This window comes from Pseudomonas sp. H3_C08 (assembly GCF_054669455.1).
The window spans coordinates 2,321,504-2,335,363 of the sequence record NZ_CP162803.1 but is presented as its reverse complement, the minus strand read 5'-3'; the positions used below and the strand labels follow the sequence as shown (position 1 = coordinate 2,335,363).

The 13,860-nt window shown below is 56.9% G+C and carries 11 protein-coding genes and 1 pseudogene; 6 read left to right on the top strand and 6 right to left on the bottom strand.

Going from position 1 to position 13,860, the window contains the following annotated elements; translation table 11 throughout:
* Positions 1 to 105: 105 nt before the first annotated feature.
* The 3 genes from AB4N74_RS10650 to ahpF all read left to right on the top strand — a co-directional run bounded on the left by AB4N74_RS10650 (position 106) and on the right by ahpF (position 3,431).
* Positions 106 to 1,044 carry a site-specific integrase gene (locus AB4N74_RS10650; RefSeq protein ID WP_460100006.1) on the top strand — a complete coding sequence of 313 codons (939 nt, stop codon included), beginning with the start codon at positions 106 to 108 and terminating at the stop codon, positions 1,042 to 1,044.
* Between the two features lie 136 nt (positions 1,045 to 1,180).
* A complete protein-coding gene (ahpC, locus tag AB4N74_RS10645) occupies positions 1,181 to 1,744 on the top strand; it encodes an alkyl hydroperoxide reductase subunit C (RefSeq protein ID WP_034154256.1) in 564 nt (187 codons plus the stop codon).
* A 124-nt stretch (positions 1,745 to 1,868) separates the two neighbouring features.
* A complete protein-coding gene (ahpF, locus tag AB4N74_RS10640; RefSeq protein ID WP_460100003.1) occupies positions 1,869 to 3,431 on the top strand; it encodes an alkyl hydroperoxide reductase subunit F in 1,563 nt (520 codons plus the stop codon).
* Between the two features lie 253 nt (positions 3,432 to 3,684).
* On the opposite strand, the gene gloA is transcribed toward ahpF, so the two are convergent.
* Entirely contained in the window at positions 3,685 to 4,206 is a 522-nt protein-coding gene (gene gloA, locus AB4N74_RS10635; protein ID WP_093431095.1) for a lactoylglutathione lyase, read from the bottom strand.
* Between the two features lie 139 nt (positions 4,207 to 4,345).
* Between gloA and AB4N74_RS10630 the strand changes: the two genes are divergently transcribed.
* Positions 4,346 to 4,864 carry a DUF4946 domain-containing protein gene (locus AB4N74_RS10630; protein WP_093431098.1) on the top strand — a complete coding sequence of 173 codons (519 nt, stop codon included), beginning with the start codon at positions 4,346 to 4,348 and terminating at the stop codon, positions 4,862 to 4,864.
* Positions 4,865 to 5,083: 219 nt separating this feature from the next.
* Here AB4N74_RS10630 and AB4N74_RS10625 read toward each other — a convergent pair whose 3' ends face one another.
* From AB4N74_RS10625 to AB4N74_RS10615, 3 genes are all read right to left on the bottom strand, one after another.
* Positions 5,084 to 5,449 (bottom strand): histone-like nucleoid-structuring protein, MvaT/MvaU family, encoded by a 366-nt coding sequence (locus AB4N74_RS10625; protein WP_460100000.1) that lies wholly within the window; start codon positions 5,447 to 5,449, stop codon positions 5,084 to 5,086.
* Positions 5,450 to 5,684: 235 nt separating this feature from the next.
* Positions 5,685 to 7,220, bottom strand: a complete 1,536-nt coding sequence (locus tag AB4N74_RS10620; RefSeq protein ID WP_460099996.1) for an EAL domain-containing protein — start codon at positions 7,218 to 7,220, stop codon at positions 5,685 to 5,687.
* A gap of 117 nt (positions 7,221 to 7,337) precedes the next feature.
* A complete protein-coding gene (locus AB4N74_RS10615; protein ID WP_460091063.1) occupies positions 7,338 to 8,207 on the bottom strand; it encodes a LysR family transcriptional regulator in 870 nt (289 codons plus the stop codon).
* Between the two features lie 78 nt (positions 8,208 to 8,285).
* Here AB4N74_RS10615 and AB4N74_RS10610 point away from each other — a divergent pair.
* Positions 8,286 to 9,232 (top strand): annotated as a pseudogene (locus AB4N74_RS10610) (DMT family transporter).
* Positions 9,233 to 9,477: 245 nt separating this feature from the next.
* Entirely contained in the window at positions 9,478 to 10,554 is a 1,077-nt protein-coding gene (gene hppD, locus AB4N74_RS10605) for a 4-hydroxyphenylpyruvate dioxygenase (protein WP_093431113.1), read from the top strand.
* 86 nt (positions 10,555 to 10,640) lie between these two features.
* Here the strand turns inward: hppD and rarD are convergent, their stop codons facing one another.
* The gene (rarD, locus tag AB4N74_RS10600) at positions 10,641 to 11,522 is read right to left on the bottom strand and encodes an EamA family transporter RarD (RefSeq protein ID WP_460099993.1); all 882 of its coding nucleotides are present in this window, start codon (positions 11,520 to 11,522) and stop codon (positions 10,641 to 10,643) included.
* 202 nt (positions 11,523 to 11,724) lie between these two features.
* A complete protein-coding gene (locus AB4N74_RS10595) occupies positions 11,725 to 13,833 on the bottom strand; it encodes an acyltransferase family protein (protein WP_460099991.1) in 2,109 nt (702 codons plus the stop codon).
* Between the last annotated feature and the right edge of the window lie 27 nt (positions 13,834 to 13,860).

Sequence of the window (13,860 nt, the reverse complement as noted above, 5' to 3'; positions counted from 1 at the left end):
AAACCTTTGATATTGAAGACGCGGGATATACTGGTATTACCCAGTGTCAGGCGGCAAAATGCGCCTTTGCATTCCTGCATCAGTACGCCAGCGAGAAAACAGCCCATGAGCGATCTGGATCGCTATCTGCAAGCCGCCACCCGTGACAACACGCGCCGTAGCTATCGCGCGGCCATCGAGCATTTCGAAGTGAAGTGGGGCGGGTTCTTGCCGGCGACGGCCGACAGCGTCGCGCGGTATCTGGTAGCGCACGCCGAAGAGTTGTCGATAAACACGCTGAAGCTGCGTCTGTCGGCGCTGGCGCAGTGGCACAACAGCCAAGGGTTTGCCGATCCGACCAAGGCGCCGGTGGTGCGCAAGGTTTTCAAAGGGATTCGGGCTTTGCATCCAGCGCAGGAGAAACAGGCTGAGCCGTTGCAGTTGCAGGATTTGCAGCGCGTCATCGAATGGCTGGAGCATGAGGCGCAAACCGCAAAAGAACAGCAGGATCGTCCGCTACTGCTCAAGGCTTATCGTGATCGCGCCTTGATTCTGCTGGGTTTCTGGCGCGGCTTCCGCAGCGATGAGCTGTGCCGCCTGCAAATCGAACATGTGCAAGCGCATGCCGGCAAAGGCATCACCTTGTATTTGCCGCGCAGCAAAGGCGATCGGGAAAACCTCGGGCAGACCTATCAAGCGCCGGCGCTGCTCAAGCTCTGCCCGGTGCAGGCCTACATCGACTGGATCACCGAAGCGGCGCTGGTACGCGGCCCGGTTTTCCGCAGCATCGACCGCTGGGGCAATCTGAACGAGGAGGGCCTGCACGCCAACAGCATCATTCCTTTGCTGCGCCAGGCGTTGCAGCGTGCCGGGATTGCCGCCGAAAACTACACCAGCCATTCCCTGCGTCGCGGCTTTGCCACTTGGGCACACCAAAGTGGCTGGGATCTGAAATCGTTGATGAGTTACGTCGGCTGGAAGGATATGAAGTCGGCGATGCGCTATGTTGAAGCCAGCCCATTCCAAGGGATGCCTCGGATTACGGATAACCCGGCTTCGTCGTAGATATCGTTTTCTTCTATTAATACAGTCGGCTAATAGCGAAAACAAATCAGCAGCATCAGGTTTGCCAATGAGCCATCCGTCGAGTGAGTGGGTAGGATTCACCCATCGAATTCACAACCCTGACGGAGAGTCATCAATGCCTATCATCAACAGCCAAGTAAAACCGTTCAAAGCTACCGCGTTCAAAAACGGCGACTTCGTTCAAGTCTCGGACGCTGACCTGAAAGGCAAGTGGTCGGTTGTATTCTTCTATCCAGCCGACTTCACCTTCGTTTGCCCAACCGAGCTGGAAGACCTGGCTGACAACTACGCTGCCTTCCAGAAACTGGGCGTAGAGATCTACAGCGTTTCCACCGACACCCACTTTGCCCACGCTGCCTGGCACAACACTTCGCCAGCCATTGGCAAAATCGAATACACCATGATCGGCGACCCGACCCACGCCATCTCCCGTAACTTCGACGTGCTGATCGAAGAAGCTGGTCTGGCTGACCGTGGCACCTTCGTGATCAACCCAGAAGGCCAGATCAAAATCGTTGAACTGAACGATGGCGGCGTTGGCCGTGACGCTTCCGAGCTGCTGCGCAAGATCAAGGCTGCTCAGTACGTTGCTGCTCACCCAGGCGAAGTTTGCCCAGCCAAGTGGAAAGAAGGCGAGGCCACTCTGGCACCGTCCCTGGACCTGGTCGGCAAGATCTAAGTCTGTGACACGCAACGCAGGGCGGTACGCCGCACCTTCTTAAGTACGCTGCACCGCCCAATAAAAATGCCCGGGCGAGTTTCGCTCGGGCTTTTTTTCGCCTCAAATAAAGGAAATCGCCCGTATGTTGGACGCCAATCTTAAAGCCCAGTTGAAATCGTACCTGGAACGGGTCACCCAGCCGATCGAGATCGTTGCCTCCCTCGACGACGGTGCGAAATCCCGTGAAATGCTGGAACTGCTGAAAGACGTTGCCAGTCTTTCGAGCCAAATTACCCTGATCGACAGCGGTGACGATGCACGCAAGCCATCGTTCTCGATCAACCGCCCGGGCGCCGACATCAGTCTGCGTTTCGCCGGTATCCCGATGGGCCACGAGTTCACCTCGCTGGTGCTGGCCCTGCTGCAAGTCGGCGGCCACCCATCGAAAGCCAGTGTTGAAGTGATCGAGCAGATCCGCTCGCTCAAAGGCCAGTTCAGCTTCGAGACCTACTTCTCGCTGTCCTGCCAGAACTGCCCGGACGTGGTCCAGGCGCTGAACCTGATGGCTGTGCTCAACCCGAACATCCGCCACGTCGCCATCGACGGTGCGCTGTTTCAGGACGAAGTCAACGATCGCAAGATCATGGCCGTGCCGAGCATCTACCTCAACGGTGAGAACTTCGGTCAAGGCCGCATGGGCCTGGAAGAGATTCTGGCCAAACTCGACACCGGTGCCATCGAGCGTCAGGCTGAGAAAATCAGCGCCAAAGAGGCCTTTGATGTGTTGGTCGTCGGTGGTGGACCGGCCGGTGCGTCGGCAGCGATTTACGCTGCACGTAAAGGTATCCGCACCGGCGTCGCCGCTGAGCGTTTCGGCGGCCAGGTGCTCGACACCATGGCCATCGAGAACTTCATTTCCGTACAGGAAACCGAAGGACCGAAACTGGCCACGGCGCTGGAAGAACACGTCAAACAGTACGACGTCGACATCATGAACCTGCAACGCGCCGACAAGCTGATCCCTGGCAAGAACGGCGAGCAGCATGAAGTCCGCTTCGCCAGCGGCGCAACCCTCAAAGCCAAGAGCGTGATTCTCGCGACCGGTGCGCGCTGGCGTGAAATGAACGTGCCGGGCGAGCAGGAATACCGCAACAAAGGCGTGGCGTACTGCCCGCACTGTGACGGTCCGCTGTTCAAAGGCAAGCGCGTGGCAGTGATCGGCGGCGGTAACTCCGGCGTTGAAGCGGCCATCGACCTGGCCGGCATTGTCTCGCACGTGACGCTGCTGGAGTTCGACGTACAGCTGCGCGCCGACGCCGTATTACAGCGCAAACTGCGCAGCCTGCCGAACGTCACGGTGATCACCAGTGCGCAAACCACTGAAGTCACCGGCAATGGCGAGAAGGTCAACGGCCTGCGCTACAAGGATCGCAACACCGATGAGTTGCGTACCGTCGAGCTGGAAGGGATCTTCGTGCAGATCGGTTTGCTGCCGAATACTGACTGGCTCAAGGGCACTATCGAGCTGTCGCCACGGGGCGAGATTATTGTCGATAACCGGGGTGAAACGTCGATCCCGGGCATCTTCGCTGCCGGCGACGTGACCACCGTGCCGTACAAGCAGATCGTGATCGCGGTGGGCGAGGGCGCCAAGGCTTCGCTGAGTGCTTTCGATCACCTGATCCGCACTTCGGCTCCGGCGTAAGCGTCCAGCCAGAAATGAAAAAAACCGTGAGCGATCACGGGTTTTTTATTGCGCGTGAAAAGCTGCCCCTCACCCCAGCCCTCTCCCGAGGGAGAGGGGGCCGACCGAGGTGTCTGGCGTTTTCCATCGACCTGAATGACCGAGTCGATTATGGATTCGGTAAAGATCTTTCACGTCGGCGGAATTCTTGCATATCCCCCAATCAGTTCCCTCTCCCTATGGGAGAGGGTTAGGGTGAGGGGCTTTTCAGCTTTTAAAGCGGTGCAGGCTGAATGATCTCGACCCAGTAACCATCCGGATCCTTGATGAAAGCCAGGCTCTTCATGCGGCCATCGGTCAGGCGCTTCTGGAAGTCACAGCCCAACTCTTCAAAGCGCGCACAGGCCGCGACGATATCCGGCACCGAAATGCAGATATGACCAAAACCACGCGGGTCGGTATTGCCGTTGTGATAGACAAAATCCGCATCGTTTTCGGTGCCGTGGTTATGGGTCAATTCGAGAATGCCCGGGATCGACTTCATCCACTCAGTGCGGGCAGCCGCGTCGGCCGGGATCTGCGCTTTGTCGACCAGTGCGAGGAAGTACAGGCTGAACTCGGCTTCCGGGAAATCGCGTTTCTCCACCAGCGAGAAGCCCAGGACGCGGGTGTAGAAGTCCAGGGATTTAGTGATGTCTTTGACGCGCAACATGGTGTGGTTGAAAACGAAGTTGCGGGTTGCGCTGTCTGGGGTGGCGGTGACGCCGGGGAACGTATTGAGTTCGTGCAGGCTCATGAGCCCTCCAATAACTATGGGCGAGTGAATGGACGCAATGATACGCATGCCTGTCGGCATCGCCAAATGAAAGGGCAGGCTTGCCCTGCGTGCGGGCGAGCCTCAGACTTTACGGCTCAATCTGCGAGTGCGTCCGGCAATGATCCGACTGTTTAAATCCGTGTTTGTTTTTTTTGTGTTGTCGCTTGTGGCGGTCTGCGCGTCAGCGGACGAACCAAGCATTACCTGGCCAGCCGGTTGGCAAGTCGAGGCGCTGCCCGAGGCGGCTGCACAGGTTTCCCGTCAGCGCGCGGTCAAGAATGACGCCGATGGCAATCAGGTGATGGTCATGGAATTGACCATGACTCATGTCGAAGCAGGGCATCAGGTCAATTTGCAGGGCGTGCTGCTGGAGATGCGCAAGTCGATACAGAAGGACTTCTTCCAGGGCGGTTACCAAAGTGTCTGCAACAAAGTGCATCCGGCGACGCTGGGTACTTTGTCGGCGCTGGAAACCACTTGCACCATCACCGAAAACGGTCGGCATGTGTTGTCGCAAACCCTCGTGGCGGCAGTCGAGGCGGACAAGGCTTATGTTCTTTCTTACGCCGGGCAAGCTGAGATTTATAAGGCCAGCGCAGACGAGATAGTGGCGCTGAGAAACAGCTTGAAACTTTAAGGCGCTGTACTCTTCACGGAGGAGGTTAGATACCCGAACGGATTAAGCACAAAGTTTAATGGCGGCCTTGATCGCAACATCGCGCCGCAAAATTTTTAGCTTTCTGACTCAGCAACGTTACAGAAAACCCGCAACTTGTTCGATGAAATTCATTTCATTTGTTAGATATTGTCAACAAAAAAGCCCTGCGTCATGCAGGGCTTTTTTATTGGCGTTGGATTAACCGCGCAACCAGGAATCAACGGCGGCTGCACCGTATTGTTCCTTCCAGGCTTTCAGGCCACGGTGATTGCCGCCCTTGGTTTCGATCAGTTCACCGGTATGCGGATTCTGATAAACCTTGACTACGCGAGCGCGGCGGGTTTTAGGGGCTGCAGAAGTCTGCAAAGCGGATTTTGCCGGGTTCGGATCGAGGATGGCGACGATGTCCTTCAGGCCTTTGCCGTAGGTTTTCATCAGCCCCTGGAGCTTTTCTTCGAATTCGATTTCTTTCTTGAGCCCGGCATCGTTCTTCAGCGATTCCAGCTGTTTGAGCTGTTCCTGAAGGGCCTTTTCAGCTGCACGAAATTCAGCGAGTCTGGACAATATCTTTACTCCAATAGTGTGTTTGGCTGATACCAACCGCAAACAAAGCTAATAAGCCAAGAGCCTTGAAGCGACTCGGTGATAAATGGCTCACCTGCCAATCTTGCTCAGGTTGAAAAAATTGTAGTAGTTAATGCGCCAAGAGTAAATCCTGATGTTGTCCTCATGTAACAACAGCGGTCTTTTGTATCAATTTGGTGCGCCTGGCCGGTACGCTCGTCTTAATCTGGCTTAGTTAATGGTGAGTTAACGCGCTGATGAATTCCGCAGCCGGCATCGGTTTGCCGAACAGATACCCTTGCAGGAAGTTGACGTGATGTGCGGTCAGATAATCGGCTTGCGCCTGAGTTTCGACACCTTCGGCAACAATACCCAGATCAAGCTTGGCCGACAGGTCGATAATGGTATCGAGAATGTGTCGGGACAACGCATCGACACCGATCATGGCGACGAAACTCTGATCGATCTTGAGGAAATCCACATTGAATTTGCGCAAGTAGCCCAGGCTTGAGTGGCCGGTGCCGAAGTCGTCAATCGCGATCTTCACGCCCAGCGCGTGCAGTTGCTCGAACAGCTGGTGAGTGATGTCGGTCGGCTCGATCAATTCGCGCTCGGTCAACTCCAGCACCAGGTTGATGCTGTCGGCGGCGAACGCGGCGAGAAACGTTCGACAATCCTGCACCAGTTCCAGGTCTTTGCAATGGCTCGCGGTGATATTGATGCCGATATGAAATGGCGCGGTGAACGTTGCTGATAGCGGCCCCAGCAGCGCGGCAGTTTGTTGCATCAGGGCGCGGGTCATCGGCACGATCAACCCCGAATGCTCGGCGAATGGAATAAACAGATCCGGACGTACCAGGCCTTCTTTCGGGTGAGTCCAGCGCATCAACACTTCAGCTCCCGACCATGCCTTGCTGTCGCCATGCACCACGGGCTGGAAGTAGGGAATGAACTCGCCAGCCTCGAGCGCGCGGAGCATTTCGTGGCTCGGCGAAGTGGAGCGCTTCTGCAGGACATGGCCGATGGCCCCCGACACCACGCCAAAAAAGATCAGCAGACTGAACAGCGGCGGATATTCATCGACCATGTAGCGCCAGGTTTCGCCCTCGGGAAACCCGGCAGAAACACTGAACGCATAACGGGAGGAGGCCAGGGTGTTTTGCGCTATCGGCAGCGTGGGGAGGGGGCCGGCGTGGACTTTGCCGTCGGCCGACAGCCAGTTATCGCCCACTTGCAGCACCAGCAACATGTGCCGGCCGATCAAACGCAACATATTGCTTAGATGGTAACCGTCCAGTGTCGTCAATGCGCCGCCGCGACCTTCGCTGAGCCGATAAACCAGCAGCGCGGTGTTGGGGGTGACCGGATTGCCGTTCATCAGCCACAACTTGCCCTGGTTGTAGTCGCCCGCGTTGACGGCTTCCTTGAAGTCGCCAAACAAAGAGCTGCAATAAAGGTTGTCGTCCCACACCAGATTGGTCGAGCGCACGAACGGGCGGCGGGTTACTTGCTCGCGCAAGGCGAGTTTGACGTTTTCGCAATTCTGACCGGCCAATGGCAGCAATTCGCGCGCCGCTTGCGCGGTGTTGTCGAGCATCAACTCGAACTGCTGCAGTGCCTCTTCGGCGGTCTGTTGTGAACCTTGCTCCAGCGTGCGTCCGGCCTGGATGTAAAGAATGGCGCTGCCCAGCAGCACCGGAAGCAAACCGCTGAGTAGTGTGACGAGAATGCGTGTGCTGCGTTTGCGGCGGAGTCTGACGGTCAACGGCATGGGCGCATCCTGTCGCGGTGGAATGGAACTATTGAATTCAGGCCGGATAACGGCGCGCCGCTGAAATAACTTCAGCCAGAGGGGAGGATAGATGGCAGAAGGCGCTTGCGCCGCTCATCAGTGCTTCATTCGCTTCGCCAGCGCGATAAAGGCCAGAGCGGCGGGAGATGCCTGGCGCCGATCAAGCACGGCGAGTCCGACCTGACGTTGTACGGCGGGCAGCAATGGCCTCTTTACGTAGCGAGGCGCTGCCTCTTGCGGCAAAGAACCTTCGGCGACAATCGTGATGGCGTCGCCACGGCCAACCGTATCGAGTGTGCTGAGCAACTGCGAGCAGCGATAGCGAATGTTCGGTTGCAAACGCGCGGCCATGAACAGTCGCGACACCAGCTCCGCAGAACCCGCTTCGGTCAGGACAAACGGTGCATCGCACAAATCCTTGAGGCTCAACGCGGTTCGGGCTGCCAGCACATGGCCCACCGGGAGAAGCGCAACCATCTGGTCTTCGATCAAGGTGAAGGTGTCGAAGCGCTCCTCTGGCAGCACCACGAAGCCGATGTCGATCCGCCGCTCCTCCAGCCATTGCGTCACTTGTCGATCCGGCCCTTCATCGATGTGCACTTCGATGCCCGGATGCGCCTCGCGATATTGCCGCAGAATGTTGGGTAGCAACTTGATCGACGAAGTCGGGCCGAACGAGCCGATGCGCAAGGTGCCGCTTTTCATGCCGCGCGCATCGGCGGCTTCCTGGCGCAAGGTGTTGGCCAGCCCGAGCATGGCGCGGGCGCGCAGCAGCAATTGCTCACCGATGTCACTGAGCTCCACGGACGACTGATGCCGGCGCAGCAGTTCGACACCCAGTTCCTGCTCCAGCGACTTCATTGCGTGGGACACCGCCGACTGCGAAATCCCCAGGCGATGGGCCGCGAGGGTGAAGCCGCGCAGTTCGGCGACCAGCGAGAAGATTTCCAGTTGTGTGAGGGTCATGAGTTTTTACTCATTTTACGATGATGTGAAATGAGGTGAATGATACGGCATTCCTCAAAAGCTTTGGTCTGGAGCCTCATGCGCAACGTCGAGCAACTGCACACAACATCATCCGACATCCCGGTTTATCTGACACTCGCGATGGTGACTATGGTTTGGGGGGCACCTTTGTCGCTGGACGTTTTCTCGCCGGCAGCCTGAGTCCGGTGTTCGCCGCCAGCCTGCGTTTCCTGCTCGCCAGTGCGGTGCTGCTCGGCTTTCTGTGGCTGGCGCGGATCCCTTTGGCACGGCCGACTCCACGACAATGGCTGCACCTGGCGTTGCTGGGGTTCTTCGGGATCTTCTTCTATAACCTGTGCTTTTTTTACGGCCTGCAATACATCAACGCGTCGCGCGCTTCGTTGATTGTGGCGTTGAACCCGGCGGTAATCGGTCTCGCCTCGTGGTGGTTGTTTAAAGAGCGTCTGGGAAGACTTGAAACTGCTGGTATCGCGATCTGTATTGGCGGTGCTGGCCTGGTGATCGTCAGCCGCAATCCGCAATGGCTGGCCGCAACGCCGCAGGCATGGATCGGCGATCTGTTGATTCTCGGCTGTGTGCTGGGGTGGGGCGTTTATTCGTTGTTTTCCCGTGATCTGAATCGGACGTTAGGGCCGGTGCAGACCGTGACGTACTCGATCCTGATCGGCACACTCATGTTGTGGGCTCTGGCGGCGGTACGCGGCGAGCTGAGCTGGCAGGCGCTGAATAATCTGGGCGTGGCGCAATGGCTGAGCCTGCTGTACCTCGGTGTCCTGGGCTCGGCGCTGGCCTACATCGGCTATTACGATGGCATCCGTAAAATCGGCGCGACGCGCAGCGGGGTGTTTATCGCGCTTAATCCTTTGACGGCGGTCATCCTTGGCGCGCTGCTGCTGGGCGAACAGTTGACACCGGCCATGTACCTCGGTGGCGCGCTGATCCTGAGTGGCATCTACCTGTGCAACAAACCCCTTGCACCGGGCGCAAAAAAGCGGATTTTATAGGGAGGGCAGACAAGCCTATTTACGCTGTGTAGAATCGGGTTACGCATACAATAATAATCGTCTTCTGGCAGCAGAAGCCTCGCCCGCAAGAGCCTTGGGTCGACAATGAAGATATTCGGGTTTCAACTGATCTACGGTGACTTCCTCGCCCGCAGTGTGCGTGGCATCTCCTGCGCGCCACCCACCGACCTCGCATGACTGACAAATAACCCTGGTTAATTGATAAGAAATGATGAGGCGCCACCATGGCAGATTTATACGAAAACCCAATGGGCCTGATGGGCTTTGAATTCATTGAGCTCGCATCGCCGGTGCCGGGCACCCTGGAGCCGATCTTCGAGATCATGGGCTTCACCAAAGTCGCGACCCACCGCTCCAAGAACGTGCACCTGTACCGTCAGGGCGCGATCAACCTGATCCTCAACAACGAACCGAACAGCGTGGCGTCGTACTTCGCCGCCGAACACGGCCCGTCCGTGTGCGGCATGGCGTTCCGCGTCAAGGATTCGCAAAAAGCCTACAACCGCGCACTGGAACTCGGCGCTCAGCCGATCCATATCGAAACCGGTCCGATGGAGCTGAACCTGCCGGCGATCAAAGGCATTGGCGGCGCGCCGCTGTACCTGATCGACCGTTTCGGCGAAGGCAGCTCGATCTATGACATTGACTTCGTGTTCCTCGAAGGCGTCGATCGCAACCCGGTCGGTGCCGGCCTGAAGATCATCGACCACCTGACCCACAACGTGTATCGCGGTCGCATGGCCTACTGGGCGAACTTCTACGAGAAGCTGTTCAACTTCCGCGAGATCCGTTACTTCGATATCAAGGGCGAGTACACCGGCCTGACCTCGAAAGCGATGACCGCACCGGACGGCATGATCCGCATCCCGTTGAACGAAGAGTCGTCCAAGGGCGCAGGTCAGATCGAAGAGTTCCTGATGCAGTTCAACGGTGAGGGCATCCAGCACGTTGCGTTCCTCACCGATGACCTGATCAAGACCTGGGATCAGTTAAAGAAGATCGGCATGCGCTTCATGACCGCGCCGCCAGATACTTACTACGAAATGCTCGAAGGTCGCCTGCCGAACCACGGCGAGCCGGTTGATCAGCTGCAATCGCGCGGCATCCTGCTCGACGGCGCCTCGGAGCAGGGCGACAAGCGCCTGCTCCTGCAGATCTTCTCGGAAACCCTGATGGGCCCGGTGTTCTTCGAATTCATCCAGCGCAAAGGCGATGATGGTTTCGGCGAAGGCAACTTCAAGGCCCTGTTCGAGTCGATCGAGCGCGATCAGGTGCGTCGTGGTGTGCTTGCTACCGAGTAATCGGCCACTGAAATGAAAAAATCCCGGCCTGCTGAAATGCAGAGCCGGGATTTTTTTTGTAGATCAAAAGATCGTAGCCTTCGCTTTTAAGGACGGCGTTGGCGCATCAGGTGTTTGAAGCCTTCGAAGACCAGCACCACAACGGCCAGCCAGATCGGAATGTACGTCAGCCACTCCCCGGACTTGATGCTCTCACCGAGCAACAACGCCACACCGAGCAACAGCACCGGCTCAACATAACTCAACAAACCAAACAGACTGAACGGCAGCAAACGGCTGGCAATGATGTACACCACCAGCGCCGATGCGCTGATCAAACCCAGCAACGGAATCAGCCACATCAGCCCCGGGTACTGATCGAACACGCCGAAGCCTTGCTCGCCACCCTGCACAAACCAGTACGCCACCGGCAGCATCAAGGTCATATCGACCCACAAGCCACCCAGGTTGTCAGTCTTGAGGTATTTGCGCAGCACGAAGTACAGCGGATAGCCGACCACCACCACCAGCGTCGCCCAGGAAAACCCACCGACCTGATACAGCTCATTGAGCACGCCCAAACTGGCGAAGAACACTGCAATTTTCTGCAAATAAGACAGGCTCTCGCCGTAGGCAATCCGTCCGGTCAGCACCATCGCCAGTGGCAACAGAAAGTAGCCCAGCGACACGTCGAGGCTGTAGCCATTAAGCGGCGCCCACATGAACAGCCACAATTGCACACCGAGCAGGGCAGAGGAGACGAGCAGGCCGGCGATCAATTTCGGTTTTACCGCCATCAACCGCACCAGCTCCAGCACCCGCCGCCATTCTCCGGACACCAGCATGAACACGGTCATGCACGGCACCGTCAGGAGCATCCGCCAGCCAAAGATCTCCACGCCGCTCAACGGTGTGAGCAACGAGGTGTAGTAATACATGACGGCAAACAGCACCGAGGCTGAAACCGATAGAGCGATACCTTTAGACAAACTGTCCTCGCGGGTTGATGGTCAAACGGGGCGCGAAGGATACGTGGTTTTTGTGCTGAATATTGGGCAGATGCTCAATATTCTTCACACATATACCGTCTAGGCGTTGCCGCCCACTGCGATCTTTTGGTCTTGCCTTTAAAAGTCGAAGATCGCAGCCTGCGGCCATTCCTCCACAAGCGTAGTCAGTGCCAGGAAAACATCACTGAGCAACCTTCAACGGATTACCGAAGCGCTTGAGGTACATCTCGCCGAACTTGTAAGAGGCGTAATCGGTGACGTGACCAATATCACGATAGACCGGCAAGCCATCGACGGTGGTCATACACGCGTCGTCTTTGCATTGCACGATTTTCGGGTCAATGACGATCAAGCCGGGATATTCAGCCTTCATGTCATTGAAGAGTTTTTGCAGCACCGGCTCTTTGGCACCTGACCATGGCGCTGTGGCGCAGAGACTGCTTTGCTCGGCACTGCCCATCAAGCCGCGCAACTTGACCTGTTGCAGCAGGCAGGTGTTGATCCCGGCAGGCATGGGCAGCGTGTTTTCCAGAAGGACCGGCGTAGCGCCTGACTCGACAATCTTGTCCAGCGCCTTGCGGATCGCGGTGCCGAGGCGTTGTTGCGACAGTTCCGGGCTGCGCGGGTCGTCCCGGCTGGTGACGATGTCGTCGTCGAGATAGGCCTCCCAGAACTGACCCACGATCACATACTTGAAATGCTGCTTCGCAATCATCTCGTAATAGCGTTGAGTGGCGTTATGGCATTTTTGATACAGCCCGTTCGTGTATTTACTCTCGTCATAGAGGTAGATCCCGGGCAAGGCCAGGCACGCCGGGTAGCCCTGTGTGAGGACGGCAAGGTTGGCATCCCTGGCCAGTGTTTCAACGAAACCCCAGTAATGATTCGAAAACGAATCGCCCATCAGCAATATTTGCGGCGCGGCCTGCACGGCGCCTGATATGCAGCCAGGATCGGCGCCATCGCTGACGCCCAGGCATCCTTCCCGATTGGCTGGAACAGAGGCTTTCAAGCCATTGAACACCTCGTTATAGCCTTGGTTGAAACGGTCGGGCCAGCCTTCATGCCTGACGCTGGCAGCGTGGAGCAGCGACAGACCGATAGCCGGTACGATCATCAGCACGACCAGCGTTTTGGCAAAGCCGAGCCTGGCCTTTCGAAACCGGTTTTCGACCAGCACATAGCAGAGCCAGGCCATAACGAACGTCGAAACAAAGTAAAAGATGGTCATCGGCAGGGTGAGGGCGATGCCCATGTAACTCATCACCGCCAGTATCGGCCAGTGCCACAAATACAAGGAGTACGAGAGCGTGCCGATAAACACCAGCGGTTTGAAGGCCAGCAGTTTCGAGGTGATGCTCGCATCACCAATACCCTGAAACAACAACGCTGCAGTGGCCAGGCACACGGCAATGGCGTGGTACTGCGGGAAGCCCGGCAGGATATCGTCGAGGGTGGCGCAATAGATGATGGTGACAAGCGCAAGTGCACAGACCAGAGAGGCGCTCAGGCGATTGAGCCTGAACTTGCCTGTGCCGAAGATGACTGCGCAGGAGCCAATCATCAATTCGAAAATTCGCGCGGTGAAGAAGTAGTAATTTTTTTCTGGATTGGCGTAAGACAGGTACAGCGCGAGCGCCATTGCCGCCAGGGTCAAACCGAGCACCGCCGCTTTGAAAACGCTTTTTGCCAGATAGCGGTTAAGCAACCAGAGGCCCAGCGGCAGGGCCAGATACCACTGCCATTCGATGGCCAGTGACCAGGTGTGCAGCAGTGGCAGGCTCGCCGTATCCGGCGTGGCGTAACCCGTTGTCACTTTGGAAAAGTATTGATTGGAGATGATTAACGACGTGTACTTTTCGCTTTTGAGAAAATCGACATAGTCATCGGGCAAATACAGCAGCGTGCTGACTATCAGCGTTACGACCAGCAACGCAATCACGGCCGGTTGCAAGCGCCAGATTCTACGCGTGTAGAACCCCGAGAAAGTGAACGTGCCGTTGTTCAGCGATTTCATGATGATCGCGGTCGTCAGATAACCCGAGATCACGAAGAAGATATCGACGCCAATAAAACCGGACGGAAAAAACGTCAGGCCACCGTGAAAAATCAATACCAACAACACCGCGATTGCGCGCAGTCCGTCAATATCCGCACGGTATTCAATCGACGGTTTGCGTTTACCGGTAGCCGCATTCGCTTGCGACGAAGAGCGCAGCTTATCGCCTGGCAGTTTGAACAGCAGACTGCGCAAAAGCTTGCTGGAAACCGCAATGGGGCGATTGGGCATTTATCAGTCCTTGGTTATTTCTGAACG

Excerpts from the sequence above, each read along its gene's own strand:
- AB4N74_RS10650 (WP_460100006.1), top strand. The coding sequence starts at position 106 with ATGAGCGATCTGGATCGCTATCTGCAAGCCGCCACCCGTGACAACACG.
- ahpC (WP_034154256.1), top strand. The coding sequence starts at position 1,181 with ATGCCTATCATCAACAGCCAAGTAAAACCGTTCAAAGCTACCGCGTTC.
- ahpF (WP_460100003.1), top strand. The coding sequence starts at position 1,869 with ATGTTGGACGCCAATCTTAAAGCCCAGTTGAAATCGTACCTGGAACGG.
- gloA (WP_093431095.1), bottom strand. The coding sequence starts at position 4,206 with ATGAGCCTGCACGAACTCAATACGTTCCCCGGCGTCACCGCCACCCCA.
- AB4N74_RS10630 (WP_093431098.1), top strand. The coding sequence starts at position 4,346 with ATGATCCGACTGTTTAAATCCGTGTTTGTTTTTTTTGTGTTGTCGCTT.
- AB4N74_RS10620 (WP_460099996.1), bottom strand. The coding sequence starts at position 7,220 with ATGCCGTTGACCGTCAGACTCCGCCGCAAACGCAGCACACGCATTCTC.
- AB4N74_RS10615 (WP_460091063.1), bottom strand. The coding sequence starts at position 8,207 with ATGACCCTCACACAACTGGAAATCTTCTCGCTGGTCGCCGAACTGCGC.
- hppD (WP_093431113.1), top strand. The coding sequence starts at position 9,478 with ATGGCAGATTTATACGAAAACCCAATGGGCCTGATGGGCTTTGAATTC.
- AB4N74_RS10595 (WP_460099991.1), bottom strand. The coding sequence starts at position 13,833 with ATGCCCAATCGCCCCATTGCGGTTTCCAGCAAGCTTTTGCGCAGTCTG.